The sequence below is a fragment of the Brevibacterium epidermidis NBRC 14811 genome (assembly GCF_001570805.1).
Taxonomy (GTDB): Bacteria; Actinomycetota; Actinomycetes; order Actinomycetales; family Brevibacteriaceae; genus Brevibacterium; species Brevibacterium epidermidis.
This window is the reverse complement of record NZ_BCSJ01000018.1, coordinates 186,922-202,267: the sequence shown is the minus strand read 5'-3', so window position 1 is coordinate 202,267 and position 15,346 is coordinate 186,922. Positions and strand designations below refer to the sequence as shown.

Sequence of the window (15,346 nt, the reverse complement as noted above, 5' to 3'; positions counted from 1 at the left end):
GACTCCGCGAGCTGTTTATGCTGATTTCACGGAATGGAAACACACTTCCACAATACGAAAAACAGCGGAAACTCAAAGGAGAGCTCCATGTCCCAGAACTTCACCTCACCTGAGCGCTACGTCCTCAACTGCTCCACCCTGCTCACCGAACTGCCCGTCCTCGAACGGGCTCAGGCCGCGAAGGACGCCGGTTTCGACGAGGTCGAATTCTGGTGGCCCTTCGACGGGAACCCGACCCCATCCTCGGCGGAGGTCGATGAGTTCATCGCCTCCCTCGAAACCGCGGGAGTCGCTCTCAAGGGGCTGAACTTTTGGGCCGGGAACATGGCCGCGGGTGATCGCGGAATGGTCTCGATCATCGGAGCCGAAGAGGACTTCGCCGCGAACGTCGCCATCGTCGTCGAGATCGGCCGACGCACCGGTTGCCGCGCCTTCAACGCCCTCTTTGGGCTGCGCACCGACGGCCAGGACCCGGCCGGACAGGACGCCACGGCCGCCGCCAACCTCGCGCTCGCCGCCGGAAAGGTCGCCGAGATCGGCGGAACCGTCCTCGTCGAACCCGTCTCCGGAGCCGAGGCCTACCCGCTCAAGCGATATGCCGACGCCGCCGAGGTGGTCGCCAAGGTCCGCGCCGACGGACCCGAGAACATCGCCGTGCTCGCCGACTTCTATCACATGCACGTCAACGGCGACGACGTCGCGGCCGTCATCGAATCCGAAGCCGTGAACTTCGGCCACATCCAGATCGCCGACGCCGACGGCCGTGGAGCACCCGGTACCGGATCGCTGCCGCTGCGCAACTGGACCGACCGCGCTTACGACCTTGGCTACTCCGGATCCGTGGCACTGGAATACAAACAGGACCGCGCGACCGCCTTCGACTGGCTCGACCGCGCCACCCAGACCGCCTGAACCCCACCACCGACGACCCGAAGGAAACCCCACCATGTCCAAGACCATCGCTTTCATCGGACTCGGCATAATGGGCCTGCCCATGGCCAAGAACCTCGTCGCTGCCGGATTCGACGTCCGCGGCTTCAACCGCACCCCGGCCAAGGCCGACGCCCTCGCCGAGGCGGGTGGCAGTGCCGCCGCCGCCATCGCCGAGGCGGTGGCCGGGGCCGATGTCATCATCACCATGGTTCCCGACTCACCCGACGTCGAAGCCGTGCTGACCGGTGACGACGGTATCCTCGCCCACGCTTCGGCCGGGGCCACCTGGATCGACTTCTCCACCATCCGTCCCGATGTGGCCACCGAACTGGCGGCCAAGGCCAAGGAAGCCGGTCTCAAACCCCTCGACGCTCCCGTCTCCGGAGGCGAACCCGGAGCCATCGACGGAGTCCTGTCGATCATGGTCGGCGGCGACCAGGCCGACTTCGATGCAGTGGCCGATGTCTTCGACGCTGTCGGCAAGACCATCGTCCTCGTCGGCCCCTCGGGGGCAGGCCAGACCGTCAAAGCAGCGAACCAGCTCATGGTCGCCGGCAACATCGGACTGCTGGCCGAAGCCGTCGTGTTCCTCGAAGCCTATGGAGTCGAAACGAGTGCGGCACTGCAGGTCCTCGGCGGCGGACTCGCCGGATCCAAGGTCCTCGACCAGAAGGGACAGAAGATGCTTGACCGCTCCTTCGATCCCGGATTCCGGCTCGAACTCCACCACAAGGACATGGGCATCGTCACCGCCGCCGCCCGCGAAGCAGGAGTCGCCATCCCGCTCGGCGCCACCGTCGCCCAGCTCGTCGCTGCCACCGTGCAGCAGGGCAACGGCGGACTCGACCACTCGGGTCTCTTCACCGTCATCGAAGCCCTCTCGGGAAAGAACGAGAACTGAAGCACCGCCTCGGCGAGGCGATCCCACCACAAACCGAGCCGGCGACAGCGTCGTCGCCGGCTCCAGAACAAAGGACGAACAATGACACGTATGCGCGCAGTCGACGCGATAGTGCTCATCCTCGAAAAAGAAGGCGCCACCGAGACCTTCGGGCTGCCGGGAGCGGCGATCAACCCGCTGTATTCGGCCATGAAGGCCCACGGCGGAATCCGCCACACCCTGGCCCGCCACGTCGAGGGAGCCTCGCATATGGCCGACGGATTCACCCGCTCGGCACCGGGCAACATCGGAGTCTGCCTGGGCACCTCGGGGCCGGCCGGCACCGATATGATCACGGGCCTCTACGCCGCGGCCGCCGACTCCCAGCCGATCCTGTGCATCACCGGCCAGGCGCCCGTCGCAGTGCTCGACAAGGAAGATTTCCAGGCCGTCGACATCGCCTCGATCGCGGCACCGGTGACGAAGATGGCCAAGGCCGTGCTCGAAGCCGGACAGGTGCCCGGCGTCTTCCAGACCGCGTTCCAGCTCATGCGCTCGGCCCGACCCGGCCCCGTGCTCATCGACCTGCCCATCGACGTGCAGCAGACCGAGATCGAATTCGACATCGACGCCTACGAACCGCTGGCGCCGGCAAAGCCCACAGCCACGCCCGCGCAGGCAGAGAAGATCCTCGACCTCATCGCCGAGGCGGAGCACCCGATCATCATCGCCGGCGGCGGAATCTTGGGCGCCGATGCCGCCGACCGGCTCGTCGAATTCGCCGAACTCACCTCCATCCCGGTCTCACCGACCCTCATGGGGTGGGGTGCGATCCCCGACGACCATCCGCTGGCCGCGGGCATGGTCGGCATCCAGACGCATGTGCGCTACGGCAACGCATCCTTCCTCGAATCCGACCTCGTCATCGGCATCGGCAACCGCTGGGCCAACCGCCACACCGGTGACCTCGACGTGTACCGCAAGGGCCGAAAGTTCGTCCACATCGACATCGAACCCACCCAGATCGGACGCGTCTTCGCCCCCGACTTCGGGGTCGCCTCCGACGCAGGAGCCGCTCTCGATGCGCTGCTGGCCGCCGCACGGTCTCGGTCGGGCAGGCTGCCGGACTTCACCGGCTGGGCCGGGGAATGCACGGCGCGGAAGTCGACCGAACACAGGAAGACGAACTTCAGCGAGGTGCCGATCAAGCCGCAGCGCGTCTACCAGGAGATGAACCGGGCCTTCGGCCGCGACGTCACCTACGTCTCGACGATCGGGCTCAGCCAGATCGCCGGCGCCCAGATGCTGCACGTCTATCGGCCCCGGCACTGGATCAATGCCGGACAGGCCGGACCTTTGGGGTGGACCGGACCGGCCGCGCTCGGCGTGGCCAAGGGCAAGCCCGGCGAGACCGTCGTGGCGCTGTCCGGCGACTATGACTTCCAGTTCATGATCGAAGAGCTCGCAGTCGGCGCCCAACACCAGATCCCCTACGTCCACGTCGTCGTCAACAACTCCTACCTCGGACTCATCCGTCAGTCCCAGCGCGGATTCGACATGGATTATGAGGTCTCGCTGGCCTTCGAGAACATCAACACCGCCGGCTCCGCGTCGTCCGGATACGGTGTCGACCATGTGGCCGTGGCCCAGGGACTCGGGTGCAAGGCGCTGCGGGTCGAAGACCCCGAACTCATCGGGGAGGGGCTGCGCGTGGCCAAGGAGCTCATGGACGAACACCAGGTTCCGGTTGTCGTCGAGGTCATCCTCGAACGCGTCACGAACATCTCGATGGGTGCGGCCCTCGACGCGATCAACGAATTCGAGACCCTCGCCCAGACTCCGGCCGACGCTCCGACGGCGCTGAGCCTGATGAGCGAACTGGCTGCGGCGAAATAGGCTGGGCCGAATCGTCTGAGGGCTGGGCCGAACCGATTGCGGGCTGGGCCGAACCGATTGCGGGCTGGGCCGAATCGCCCGAGCCGAGTAGGCTAGAACGGTATACCGAAACTTCATTCACCGGCCTTCCGGGGCGGGCGACCGAGGAGGAACATGAGCAACGACGCCGACTTCGACCTGATCATCCACGCCGCGAAGGCCCTGCTGCCCGAGGGCATCGAACCGGTGACGGTCGGGGTCAGGGACGGGAAGATCGCCGCGATCTCCCGCGGTGGACAGGATCTGGGCGCGACCGCCTCGGCGGGGGCAGAAGTCATCGAGATTGAGGATGATCAGGTGCTGCTGCCCGGTCTCGTCGACTCCCACGTCCACGTCAACGATCCCGGTCGCGCCGAATGGGAGGGCTTCGCCAGCGCCACCCGCGCGGCCGCGGCCGGGGGAGTGACGACGATCGTCGACATGCCGCTGAACTCGCTGCCACCGACGGTCGACGTCGCAGCCCTGGAGACGAAACGGGCGGTCGCCGAGCCCAAGGCCTTCGTCGACGTCGGCTTCTGGGGTGGGGCGATCCCCGGCAACACCGCGGACCTGCGGCCCCTGCACGACGCCGGCGTCTTCGGGTTCAAATGCTTCCTCGAAGACTCCGGAGTTGAGGAGTTCCCGCCGCTGGAACCGGCCGAGATGACTGCGGATATGGCCGAGATCGCCTCCTTCGACGGAATGCTCATCGTCCACGCCGAGGATCACGAGGTGATGACCTCGGCACCGAAGAACTCGGGTCCGAAGTTCGCCGACTTCCTCGCCACGCGCCCCCGCGAGGCCGAGAACGTCGCGATCGGCCGCGTCATCGACGCCGCACGGGAGACCGGAGCCCGGGCGCACATCCTGCACCTGTCCTCGGCGGATGCGCTGGAGCAGATCGCCGCGGCCAAGGCCGAGGGGATCAAGCTCACCGTCGAGACCTGCCCGCACTACCTCGTCTTCACCGCCGAGGAGATCCCGGACGGGGCGACGACGCACAAGTGCTGCCCGCCGATCCGTGAGGAATCGAACCGGGAGGCGCTGTGGCAGGGCCTCATCGACGGCACGATCGACTGCATCGTCTCCGACCACTCACCGTCGACGGCCGAGCTCAAACTGCTCGACACCGGCGACTTCGGCGCCGCATGGGGCGGGATCTCGTCGCTGCAGCTGGGACTCTCGCTCGTGTGGACCGAGGCCGCGAAACGCGGAATCGAGCTCGCCGAGGTGGTCCGCTGGATGTCCGCGGCACCGGCGGCCGTGGCCCGGGTCGCGGGCAAGGGAACGATCGCCGAGGGCAACGACGCGGACTTCGCCGTCTTCGCCCCTGACGAAGAGTGGACGGTGCGGGCCACGGAGCTCTGGCACCGCAACCAGATCAGTGCGTATGACACCCGCACCGTCCGCGGTCGGGTGACGCAGACCGTGCTGCGCGGAGCCCCGGTCGATTTCGAGACCCCGAACGGCCGCCTCCTCACCGCCCGCTGATTAATTACTACCTGACGGCGGCCCAGCAACCTCGCGCGAGGTATCTGGGCCGCCGTCAGGTAGTTCTGGGAAGAAGTTATCCACAGATTGCGTTCGACTATTGTCTATTGATGTCAGATGATGCAATTTGGTGTCATGTATCTGTGTATGACGACCGACAAGCTCTACCGGCTGGGGTTCACCAAGGACGAGGTCAGGCGCGGAGAGCGATGCTGCCTCACACGCATCGCCCGCGGACGCTATGTGGCGACGGGGTCGTGCGACGATGCGCGACACGAAACCATCTGGGCGGCCCTGAGCGAAGCGGACTTCGAGGAGTTCGGCCATCAAGGCGATATGCGTGATGAGATCGAACCATTGAGGGTCCTCATCCGCACTCGTGCGGAGAAGATCCACACCGCATCCGGCCGGTGGCGAGTGACGAAGGGGCGCGAAGTCTTCTCGCATCTGTCGGCGGCTCTCATCCACGGTCTGCCGATCGCCTATCCGGCCGAGACGCGGGTGGAGGTGTTCCGGCCGAACGTCAGCCGCAAATACCGGCACCTCTATGTGCGCAACCGCGTGGTTCCGTCGGCGCATCGGAAGATGGTCGGCATCTATGCGGTGACGACGATCGAGCGCACGCTCATCGACATCGCCCGCGACTATGGTCCGGACCTGTCAGTGCCGATGTTCGACGAGGTGATCCGCCGAAGTCGCACCGCGCGCTTCCGTATCGAGGCGGTGCTGGCGGAATGTCCCGAATCCCGCGGGGACGCGGCGGTGCTACGCGCCCTGGACCTCACCGACGGCCGCCGCGAGGCGCCCTCGGAGTCGATTGCCGCGGTGCGCTTCTTCGAGCACGGAATCACGGGCTTCGAGCCGCAGGTGGAGTTCTTCGGGCACCTCGGTGAGGTCATCGCACGTGTTGACTTCTGCAATCACGATGCCCGACTCATCATCGAGATCGATGGACTCGAGAAGTACACGATGGACGGACGTTCACCGCGTGAGAGCCTCGCTGCAGAGAAGGCACGCGAAGCCGCACTCGAAGCCAAGGGCTATAAGATCATCCGCCTGACCTTCGGCGACCTGTTCCGCACCGCGCCGTTCGAACGCATCCTCGGTGAGCTCGCCTCGCGTCTGCGCACCGGATGAGAACTAGAACTACCTGACGGCGGCCCAGATACCTCGCGCGAGGTATCTGGGCCGCCGTCAGGTAGTAATTAGGGGAGGAGGTGGGTGCGGAGGCGGGCGACGTGACCGCGGGCGTCGACGTTGTACTCGGCGTAGGTCAGGGTTCCGTCGGCGCCGATGACGAAGGTCGAGCGCTGAGTGCCCTGGAACGTGTGCTCGCCGATCGTCTTCTGCCCATAGCTGCCATAGGCCCGGGCCACAGCGGCGCCGGGATCGGACAGCAGCGAGAACGTCAGTCCCTCCTCGGCGGCGAATTCCTTGAGCGATTCGGTGTCATCGGGGGAGACGCCGAGGACCTCGAAGCCGGCGGCCGCCAACGCCGAGAGATTGTCCCGGAAATCGCAGGCCTCCGTCGTGCAGCCCGGCGATGCGGCCTTCGGGTAGAAGTAGAGGATGACGCTGCGGCCGGCATAGTCGGCCTTCGACACAGTCCGTCCCTCCGCGTCGGTGAGCGTGAAGTCGGGAGCGATGTCTCCGACCGTGAGCCTGGTCTGAGTGGTGATGGTCATGGTGCGTCCTTTCGTCGTTGAAATGGAGTGTCAGACAGCCGCGAGTGCGCACGCCTGCGCGGCCGTGTCCTCGATGAGCGCTTCGGCGCGTTCGGACAGTGTGGCCAGGTCCGCCGGTCCCGGTGCGATCGACAGCGCCGCCGTGATTCCGGCGTCCCGGCATTCCGCGGCGGACAGTCCGACCCGACCGGCGATGACGATCACCCTCGCCGAGGCGGGGGCGTGGTCCCGTACGGCCGCGACGACCTTCCCGCCCAAGGATTGGGAATCGAAGGATCCCTCTCCGGTGAGCACGAAGTCCGCGTCGGCCAGGGCCGCGGTCAGTCCCACGGCCTCGGCGACCATCGTCGAGCCGGGCACCACCTCGGCGCCGAGCAGCTTCGTCAGCGCCAGCGGGATCCCGCCAGCGGCCCCGAATCCCGGCGTCGCCGCCAGGGCCTCGGCGTCGGCAGAGGTGCCGGTGAGCACTTCGGCCAAGTGACCGAGCCCGGAATCGAGCACGTCCACCGAGTTCGCGTCCGCTCCCTTCTGCGGACCGAAGACCGCGGCGGCCCCGCGGGGTCCGGTGAGCGGATTGTCGACGTCGACGGCGATCCGCCACCGCACCGCTGTGGCCCGCTGGTCGAGCCCCGTGGTGTCGACCGCGGAGATCGCGGCCAGCCCACCGCCGCCGGGTGCGACGGGATCGCCGTTCGCATCGGAGAAGCGGGCGCCGAGGGCGGCCAGTATTCCGGTCCCGCCGTCCGTGCTCGCCGAACCGCCGATGCACAGCAGGATCTCCTCGACCCCGAGGTCGAGGGCCGCGGCCGTGATGCGACCGACGCCGAAGGTGTCGGCGCGCTCGGGCTGCAGTTCGACGTCCGAGACCTGTGGCAGGCCGTTGGCCTGGGCCGCTTCGATGACCGCGGTCTTCCCGTCGGGGGAGAGGCCGAAGGCCGCCGAGGTGGTCCTGCCCAGGGCATCGACCGTGTCGACTGTGCGCGGCTGAGTTCCCCACACGGCAAGCAGTGCGTCGAGCGTGCCCTCCCCGCCGTCGGCGAAGGGCAGCTCGGTGACCCGCGCTTCGGGGAACACCGCCCGAACTCCGCGGGCCATGGCGGCCGCGGCGGCAGGAGCGGAGGCTGAGCCCTTGAAGGAGTCAGGGGCGCAGACGAATGACGGGGTCTGATCTGTCGTTTTCAGGCTCATGCACTCATTCAACCTCATCGTCGATGACCGGGTGTGCGGCAGTTGCCACATGAACAGTATCCACCATACGGAAGAAAGTTTCCACAAAAATGTGTGAGCAATTTGACATTGCCGATGGCGCCCAGCAGACTCGGATCAGTTGTTCGGAAATGGTATTCCGAACGGTGAAAGTCATTCAGCGCCTGCCTAGGAGGTCACCGTGGACCTGGCCGAGTTCAATCGACTCCCGGCCGATGACGCCCGCGGAGTTCTGCGTCCCTGCCTCGATGTCGACCGGTGGATCGACGCGATCGTCGATGCCCGCCCCCTGACCGACCTCGACTCCGCGACGGCCGCGTCCCGATCCGCTGCACCGCTGACCACCGCCGAGATCGACGCGGCCATGTCCCACCATCCGCGCATCGGTGAGAAGGCGAAGGGCGAGAGCGCCGAGGCGGCCCACTCGAGCCGTGAACAGGCCGGACTCGGCACCCTGGAAGCAGATGTGCAGTCCCAGCTGGCCGAGGGCAACGCCGCCTACGAAGCCCGCTTCGACCGCGTCTTCCTCATCCGCGCCGCCGGGCGCGCACCCGAAGAGATCCTGTCCGAACTGCAGCGCCGCATGGACAATACCGAAGAGGATGAGACCGCCGAGGTCGGCGAACAGCTCATCCAGATCGCCGAACTGAGACTCGAAGGAATCCTCGCATGAGCTTCATCACCGCCCACGCACTCGACTCGATGGTCGGCACCCCGGCCGCCGACCTCGAAGTCACTCTCTACTCCGGTGACGAGGTCATCGTCTCGGCCCGCACCGACGACAACGGAAGAGTCTCCGACTTCGGCCCCGACCACCTTGAGCCGGGAGACTACCGGATCGTCTTCGGCACCGGCGACTACTTCGAAGCCCGGGAGATCGACCACTTCCACCCCGTTGTCACCATCGACTTCACCGTTCAGGCAGGGCAGGAGCACTATCACATTCCGCTGCTGCTCAGCCCCTTCGCTTACAGCACCTACCGCGGCAGCTGAGCCGCTCACATAATCGCAATCAGGGGAAGCAGGCCCCCTGCAGGATCTCCATCCTCAACAAACCGCCGAAGCCGACCGGTCCGTTCCGGCAGGCCTCGCCAATCGAATGGTCACGGTGTGCGCAGGCTCGCACGCCGACGAACTGGAGGAAGAAAATGAGCAAGGTCCGACTGACATCGAACCAGTACGGCAAGGCGGAGAACCGACTGATGCGGGTCTACCGCGATTCTGACCGCCATGAGATCCGCGATCTCAACGTCACCTCGCAGCTGTGGGGCGACTTCGAGACCGCACATACCGAAGGCAACAACGAACACGTCGTCGCCACCGACACCCAGAAGAACACGGTCTTCGCGAAGGCCAAGGAACTGGGCGTGAGCTCGCCCGAACAGTTCCTCATGGGCCTGGCCGACCACTTCACCTCAAGCTTCGACTGGGTCACCGGCGGACGCTGGGAGGCCGAAGAATACGGCTGGGACCGGATCAACGACCACAAGCACTCGTTCTTCAAGTCCGCACCCGAGGTCCGCACCGCCGTCTTCACCCGCGACGGCGACAAGGACACGCTGATCTCCGGCTTCAACGGACTCACCGTGCTCAAGACCACGGAATCCGGCTTCGTCGGCTACCCGAAGGACAAATACACGACTCTGCCGGAGACCGAGGACCGGATACTGGCCACCGATATCGCCACCCGCTGGATCTACAACACCACCGACCTCGACTTCGAAGCCGTGTACCGCCGAGTCAAGGAGATCATCCTCGACTCCTTCACCGATCACTTCTCCCACGCCCTGCAGCACACGCTGTACCAGATGGGCGAGAAGGTCATCGAGGCCGTGCCGGAGATCGACGAGATCCGCTTCTCCTGCCCGAACAAGCATCACTTCCTCTACGACATCGAACGCTTCGGACTCGAGAATCCGAACGAGGTCTTCATCGTCGCCGACCGCCCCTACGGCCTCATCGAAGCCACCTTCACCCGTGACGGCGTCGACGAGAACAAGGATGCCTGGGCACAGATCGCCGGCTTCTGCTGAGATCTGACCATCACCTGCTGAGACAGGACTTTCCATCTCCGGGCTCCCGGGGTACTGTTCCGGGAGCCCGGACCCCGTGAGAAGGAAACCCCCGTTATGACACAGGACACAACCTCGGCGAGTTCGAGGGGAATCACCGACGAAGAAGTCGATGAATGGATCGAGTCCTGGGAGGGGCTCGTCGACGCGCGCGGAACCCAGCGCGCGGGCGAGATCATGGAGGCGCTGCGTGCACGCGCGGCCACGAACTCCGTCGCCCAACCCAAGGTCACCACCACTGACTACGTCAACACGATCCCCGTCGACCAGGAGCCGTTCTATCCCGGCGAGGAGAAGGTCGAACGCCGCTTCCGCAGGTGGCTGCGCTGGAACGCCGCGATGCTCGTCCACCGGGCGCAGCGGCCCGAGATCTCCGTGGGCGGTCACATCTCCACCTACGCCGGAGCCGCCACCCTCTACGAAATCGGGTTCAACAATTTCTTCCGCGGCCAGGACCATCCCGGCGGCGGCGATCAGATCTTCTTCCAAGGCCATGCCTCACCGGGAATGTACGCTCGAGCCTTCCTCGAAGGCCGCCTCACCGAGGCTGACCTCGACGGATTCCGCCAGGAGGTCTCACGCGCACCGCACGGACTGAGCTCGTATCCGCACCCGCGGCTGATGCCGGAATTCTGGCAGTTCCCGACCGTGTCGATGGGTCTGGGTCCGATCAACGCGATCTACCAGGCGCAGATGAACCGCTACCTGCACAACCGCGGCATCACCGACACCTCGGACCAGCGAGTGTGGGCGTTCCTCGGCGACGGCGAGATGGACGAACCCGAATCGCGCGGCGCCCTGCAGCTGGCCGCGAACGAAGGGCTGGACAACCTCACCTTCGTCATCAACTGCAACCTCCAGCGCCTCGACGGACCCGTGCGCGGAAACGGAAAGATCGTCCAGGAGCTCGAAGCCACATTCACCGGCGCCGGCTGGGACGTCATCAAGGTGCTGTGGGGCCGCGAATGGGACGACCTGCTGGCCAAGGACCGCACCGGCGACCTCGTGAAGATCATGAATGAGACCCTCGACGGCGACTACCAGACCTTCAAGGCCGAATCCGGCGGATTCATCCGCGACAACTTCTTCGGCCGGACCCCCGCGACGAAGGGCCTCGTCGACCACCTGACCGATGACGACATCTGGAACCTCAAGCGCGGCGGCCACGACTATCACAAGGTCTTCGCCGCCTACCAGAAGGCCGTGAACACCAAGGGCAAGCCGACCGTCATCCTCGTCCAGACCGTCAAGGGCTACGGACTGGGCACGACGTTCGAGTCCCGCAACGCCACCCACCAGATGAAGAAGTTCACCGCCGCCGACGTCAAGGCCTTCCGTGATCGGATGGACATCCCGATCAGCGACAAGGTCATCGACGAAGACCCGTACGCGGTGCCGTACTACCACCCGGGCAAGGACTCCGAGGAGATCCAGTACATGCTCGACCGCCGGCGTCAGCTCGGCGGATTCCTGCCGACGCGCAAACCGGAGAACAACCGGATCACCCTGCCTGCGCCGAGTGACAAGGCGTTCTCGCAGACGAAGAAGGGCTCCGGGCAGCAGATGGCGGCCTCGACGATGGCCTTCGTCCGGCTGCTCAAGGACCTCATGCGCGAGAAGGGACTGGGCGAGCGGATCGTGCCCATCATCCCCGATGAGGCCCGCACCTTCGGAATCGACGCGTTCTTCCCGACCGCGAAGATCTACAACCCGAACGGGCAGAACTACCTCGCCGTCGACCGCGAGATGTTCCTCTCGTACAAAGAAGCCGTGAGCGGTCAGCTCCTCCACGTGGGCATCAACGAAGCCGGTGCCGCAGCCGGCTTCACCGCCGCCGGAACCGCGTACTCCACCCACGGCGAACCGATGATCCCGATCTACGTGTTCTACTCGATGTTCGGGTTCCAGCGCACCGGCGACGCCTTCTGGGCCGCCGGCGACCAGATGACCCGCGGGTTCATCATCGGCGCCACCGCCGGACGGACGACCCTGACCGGCGAAGGACTGCAGCACGCCGACGGACACTCACCGGTGCTCGCGGCCACGAACCCGGCCGTGCGCGTCTACGACCCGGCCTACGGCTACGAGATCGGTCACATCGTCCGCGACGGTCTGCACCGCATGTACGGCGAGCACGACCTCGGCGAAGACGCGCGCAACGTCATGTACTACCTCACCGTGTACAACGAGCCGATGCTCCAGCCCGCTGAGCCGGAGGACGTCGACGTCGAGGGCATCCTCAAGGGAATCCATCGCGTCGCCGAGGCGGCTGCGGGCGACCGTCCGCAAGCGCAGCTGCTCGCCTCCGGTGTGGCAGTGCCCTGGGCGCTCGAAGCCCGGGAGCTGCTCTCAGCCGACTGGGGCGTCGACGCCGCCGTATGGTCGGTGACCTCGTGGGCGCAGCTGCGCCGTGACGGTCTCGAATGCGAAGCCGCGGAACTCAACGCGGCCGCAGGCGACGACGAAGCCGCGGATCGCGTGCCCTATGTGCGGCAGAAGCTGGAAGGTCACCCGGGGCCGATCGTGGCCACGAGCGATTTCGACTCGACCCAGCCGGACCTCATCCGGCCGTTCCTCGACCACGATTTCGCGACGCTGGGCGCCGACGGGTTCGGCTTCTCCGATACCCGTGCGGCCGCTCGCCGGCACTTCAAGATCGACGCGCACTCGATGGTCGTGCGCACCCTGCAGCTGCTCGCCAAGCGCGGTGAGATCGACGGGTCCATCCCCGCCGAGGCGGCTCGACGTTATCGCCTCAACGACGTCAACGCCGGAACCTCGGGAACGGCCGGCGGAGACTCCTGACCAGGTTCAGGAGCGCAGGGTCAGCGGCCGCTCTGCATCTCTGCGGAGATGCGGGCGGCCGCTTCTTTGAGCAGCGGCACGGCGCGATCGGCAAATGACTGGTCGACGCGGCTGATCGGCCCTGATACGGAGATCGCCAAGGGGGCGGGGGAGTCGGGGATGGCCATGGCGAAGCAGCGCACTCCGAGCTCCTGCTCCTGTTCGTCGATGGCATAGCCGCGCTCGCGGATGAGCTCGAGCTCGGCTTCGAGACCGTCGATCGTCCCGATGCTGTACTCCGTGGGAGTGGGCATTCCGGCGGTGGTGGCGATATGCCGCACCTGCTCGGAATCGAGGCCCGCGAGGATGGCCTTGCCGACCCCGGTGGCGTGCATATGGGCACGGCGTCCCACCTCGGTGAACATCCTCATCTGCCGTTCCGACGCGACCTGATCGACGTAGACGACCATGTCTCCGTCCATCGTCGCCACGTTCGCCGATTCCCCGAGTTCGGCGACGAGTTCGCGCAGATAGGGCCGGGCAATTGCGCCGAGCTGAGATCCGGCGATATCTCCGAGGCGGACCAGCCCGGGTCCGAGCGCATACCCGCGATCGGGCAGCTGCCGGACTACGCCGAGATTGACCAGGGTGTTGAGCAGACGGTGGATCGTCGGCAGCGGCAGATTGACGTCCGCGGCGATATGGCTCAGCGTCGCGGAGCCTGCGGAGTTCGCGATGCACTCAAGCAGTCCGAACGCACGTTCGACGGACTGCACGCCGCCCTTCGACTGGCGGATCGCCGGGGTGTCCTTGCTGCTCATCGATGTTCCTTAATCTGTGGGGAGTCTCGGCAGTGAAACTGCGTTCAGTCTAGCCCTGAAATGGAATAAACTTTCCGAATTCACTCACACGGTCTAGAATTTCCACTAGGCAAAAGTTGCTATCCATAATACGGAAAGACGATATCAAGGAGGATATTGCCCATGGTTGCCACCAGCCCCGGATATTCCATCACTCTGCGCGTCGGCACTGAGGTCGGGAAGGCCTCGACCTCCGACCTCGTCGCCGCGGCCGCCGCCACCGGCGCGTCAGTCACCGCCCTCGACGTCGTCGAATCCACTCCGCACTCGGTCATCATCGACGTCAGCGCCGACACCCGCGATGTCGCCCACGCCGACGAAGTCTCCGACGCCCTCAATGCCCTGACGGGAGTCGAGGTCCACAAGGTCTCTGACCGGACTTTCCTCCTCCACCTCGGCGGGAAGCTCGAATCCACTCCGAAGGTGCCCCTGCGCAACCGCGACGACCTCTCCCGCGCCTACACCCCCGGAGTGGCCCGCGTGTGCAAGGCGATCGCGGAGAACAGAGAGGATGCGCGCCGCCTGACGATCAAACGCAACACCGTCGCAGTGGTCACCGACGGCACCGCGGTGCTCGGCCTCGGCGACATCGGCCCCGAGGCGGCCATGCCGGTGATGGAGGGCAAGGCCGTGCTGTTCAAGCAGTTCGCCGACGTCGACGCCTGGCCGGTGGCGCTCGATACGAAGGACACCGAGGAGATCATCTCCATCTGCAAGGCCATCGCCCCGGCCTACGGCGGAATCAACCTCGAGGACATCGCGGCTCCGCGATGCTTCGAGATCGAGGCCCGCCTGCGCGAAGAACTCGATATCCCCGTCTTCCACGATGACCAGCACGGAACCGGCGTCGTCACCCTCGCCGCACTGAAGAACGCGCTCAAGGTCGTGGGCAAGAAGCTCGAGGATCTGCGGATCGTCGTCTCCGGAGTCGGCGCGGCCGGCAACGCCATCATCCGTCTCCTGCAGGTCGCCGGGGCCACGAACATCATCGCCTGCGGACGTGATGGGGCGATCGGTCCGGACTCGACGGTCGACACCGACCACAAGAAGTGGCTGCAGGCGAACACGAACCCCGAAGGCTTCGCGGGCAGCCTGAAGGAAGCCGTCGTCGGTGCCGACGTGTTCATCGGCGTCTCCGCCCCGAACGTGCTGAACGGCGACGACATCGCAGCGATGAACAAGGACGCCCTGGTCTTCGCCATGGCCAATCCCGACCCCGAGGTCGACCCCGCCGAGGCGGCGAAGCACGCAGCCGTCGTGGCCACCGGCCGCAGCGACTTCCCGAACCAGATCAACAACGTGCTCGCGTTCCCCGGAATCTTCCGCGGACTCCTCGACGCCGAAGCCCGCGACGTCGACGAGAACATCATGGTCGCCGCGGCCGACGCCATCGCCTCGTGCATACCCGAGGACGAACTCCACCCCGGCTACGTCATCCCCTCCGTGTTCGACCCGGAGGTCGCGACGAAGGTCGCCGAGGCGGTCGCCCAGGTCTCGTCCTGAAACCTCAGAGAGTCTCCG

The 15,346-nt window shown here is 65.9% G+C and carries 13 protein-coding genes; 10 read left to right on the top strand and 3 right to left on the bottom strand.

Annotated features, from left to right (window positions below):
- Window positions 1-87: 87 nt before the first annotated feature.
- From BEP01S_RS15445 to BEP01S_RS15425, 5 genes are all read left to right on the top strand, one after another.
- Window positions 88-912, top strand: a complete 825-nt coding sequence (locus tag BEP01S_RS15445) for a hydroxypyruvate isomerase family protein (RefSeq protein ID WP_062245033.1) — start codon at window positions 88-90, stop codon at window positions 910-912.
- Complete coding sequence (locus BEP01S_RS15440; RefSeq protein WP_373277914.1) at window positions 824-1,834, top strand: 2-hydroxy-3-oxopropionate reductase; 1,011 nt, start codon at window positions 824-826, stop codon at window positions 1,832-1,834. Before BEP01S_RS15445 ends, BEP01S_RS15440 begins: the two co-directional genes overlap by 89 nt.
- A gap of 81 nt (window positions 1,835-1,915) precedes the next feature.
- On the top strand, window positions 1,916-3,709 hold the full coding sequence (gene gcl / locus BEP01S_RS15435; RefSeq protein ID WP_062245027.1) for a glyoxylate carboligase: 1,794 nt from the start codon (window positions 1,916-1,918) through the stop codon (window positions 3,707-3,709).
- A 153-nt stretch (window positions 3,710-3,862) separates the two neighbouring features.
- On the top strand, window positions 3,863-5,218 hold the full coding sequence (gene allB / locus BEP01S_RS15430) for an allantoinase AllB (RefSeq protein ID WP_062245024.1): 1,356 nt from the start codon (window positions 3,863-3,865) through the stop codon (window positions 5,216-5,218).
- A 147-nt stretch (window positions 5,219-5,365) separates the two neighbouring features.
- Window positions 5,366-6,355, top strand: a complete 990-nt coding sequence (locus tag BEP01S_RS15425; RefSeq protein WP_062245021.1) for a DUF559 domain-containing protein — start codon at window positions 5,366-5,368, stop codon at window positions 6,353-6,355.
- 68 nt (window positions 6,356-6,423) lie between these two features.
- On the opposite strand, the gene BEP01S_RS15420 is transcribed toward BEP01S_RS15425, so the two are convergent.
- Both BEP01S_RS15420 and BEP01S_RS15415 read right to left on the bottom strand, forming a co-directional pair.
- The gene (locus tag BEP01S_RS15420) at window positions 6,424-6,903 is read right to left on the bottom strand and encodes a peroxiredoxin (protein ID WP_062245018.1); all 480 of its coding nucleotides are present in this window, start codon (window positions 6,901-6,903) and stop codon (window positions 6,424-6,426) included.
- Window positions 6,904-6,933: 30 nt separating this feature from the next.
- On the bottom strand, window positions 6,934-8,091 hold the full coding sequence (locus BEP01S_RS15415) for a glycerate kinase (protein ID WP_062245015.1): 1,158 nt from the start codon (window positions 8,089-8,091) through the stop codon (window positions 6,934-6,936).
- 199 nt (window positions 8,092-8,290) lie between these two features.
- Between BEP01S_RS15415 and uraD the strand changes: the two genes are divergently transcribed.
- From uraD to aceE, 4 genes are all read left to right on the top strand, one after another.
- Window positions 8,291-8,782: a 2-oxo-4-hydroxy-4-carboxy-5-ureidoimidazoline decarboxylase gene (gene uraD, locus BEP01S_RS15410; protein ID WP_062245012.1), complete on the top strand. Its 492-nt coding sequence runs from the start codon at window positions 8,291-8,293 to the stop codon at window positions 8,780-8,782.
- Window positions 8,779-9,102, top strand: a complete 324-nt coding sequence (gene uraH, locus BEP01S_RS15405; protein ID WP_062245009.1) for a hydroxyisourate hydrolase — start codon at window positions 8,779-8,781, stop codon at window positions 9,100-9,102. The genes uraD and uraH overlap by 4 nt, the downstream gene beginning before the upstream one ends.
- Before the next feature lie 155 nt (window positions 9,103-9,257).
- On the top strand, window positions 9,258-10,142 hold the full coding sequence (gene pucL, locus BEP01S_RS15400; RefSeq protein WP_062245006.1) for a factor-independent urate hydroxylase: 885 nt from the start codon (window positions 9,258-9,260) through the stop codon (window positions 10,140-10,142).
- A gap of 96 nt (window positions 10,143-10,238) precedes the next feature.
- Complete coding sequence (gene aceE, locus BEP01S_RS15395) at window positions 10,239-12,986, top strand: pyruvate dehydrogenase (acetyl-transferring), homodimeric type (RefSeq protein ID WP_062245003.1); 2,748 nt, start codon at window positions 10,239-10,241, stop codon at window positions 12,984-12,986.
- A 20-nt stretch (window positions 12,987-13,006) separates the two neighbouring features.
- Here the strand turns inward: aceE and BEP01S_RS15390 are convergent, their stop codons facing one another.
- Window positions 13,007-13,786, bottom strand: a complete 780-nt coding sequence (locus BEP01S_RS15390) for an IclR family transcriptional regulator (RefSeq protein ID WP_039207890.1) — start codon at window positions 13,784-13,786, stop codon at window positions 13,007-13,009.
- A gap of 162 nt (window positions 13,787-13,948) precedes the next feature.
- On the opposite strand from BEP01S_RS15390, the gene BEP01S_RS15385 reads away from it, so the two are divergent.
- The gene (locus BEP01S_RS15385; RefSeq protein ID WP_062245000.1) at window positions 13,949-15,328 is read left to right on the top strand and encodes an NAD-dependent malic enzyme; all 1,380 of its coding nucleotides are present in this window, start codon (window positions 13,949-13,951) and stop codon (window positions 15,326-15,328) included.
- Window positions 15,329-15,346 lie beyond the last annotated feature (18 nt).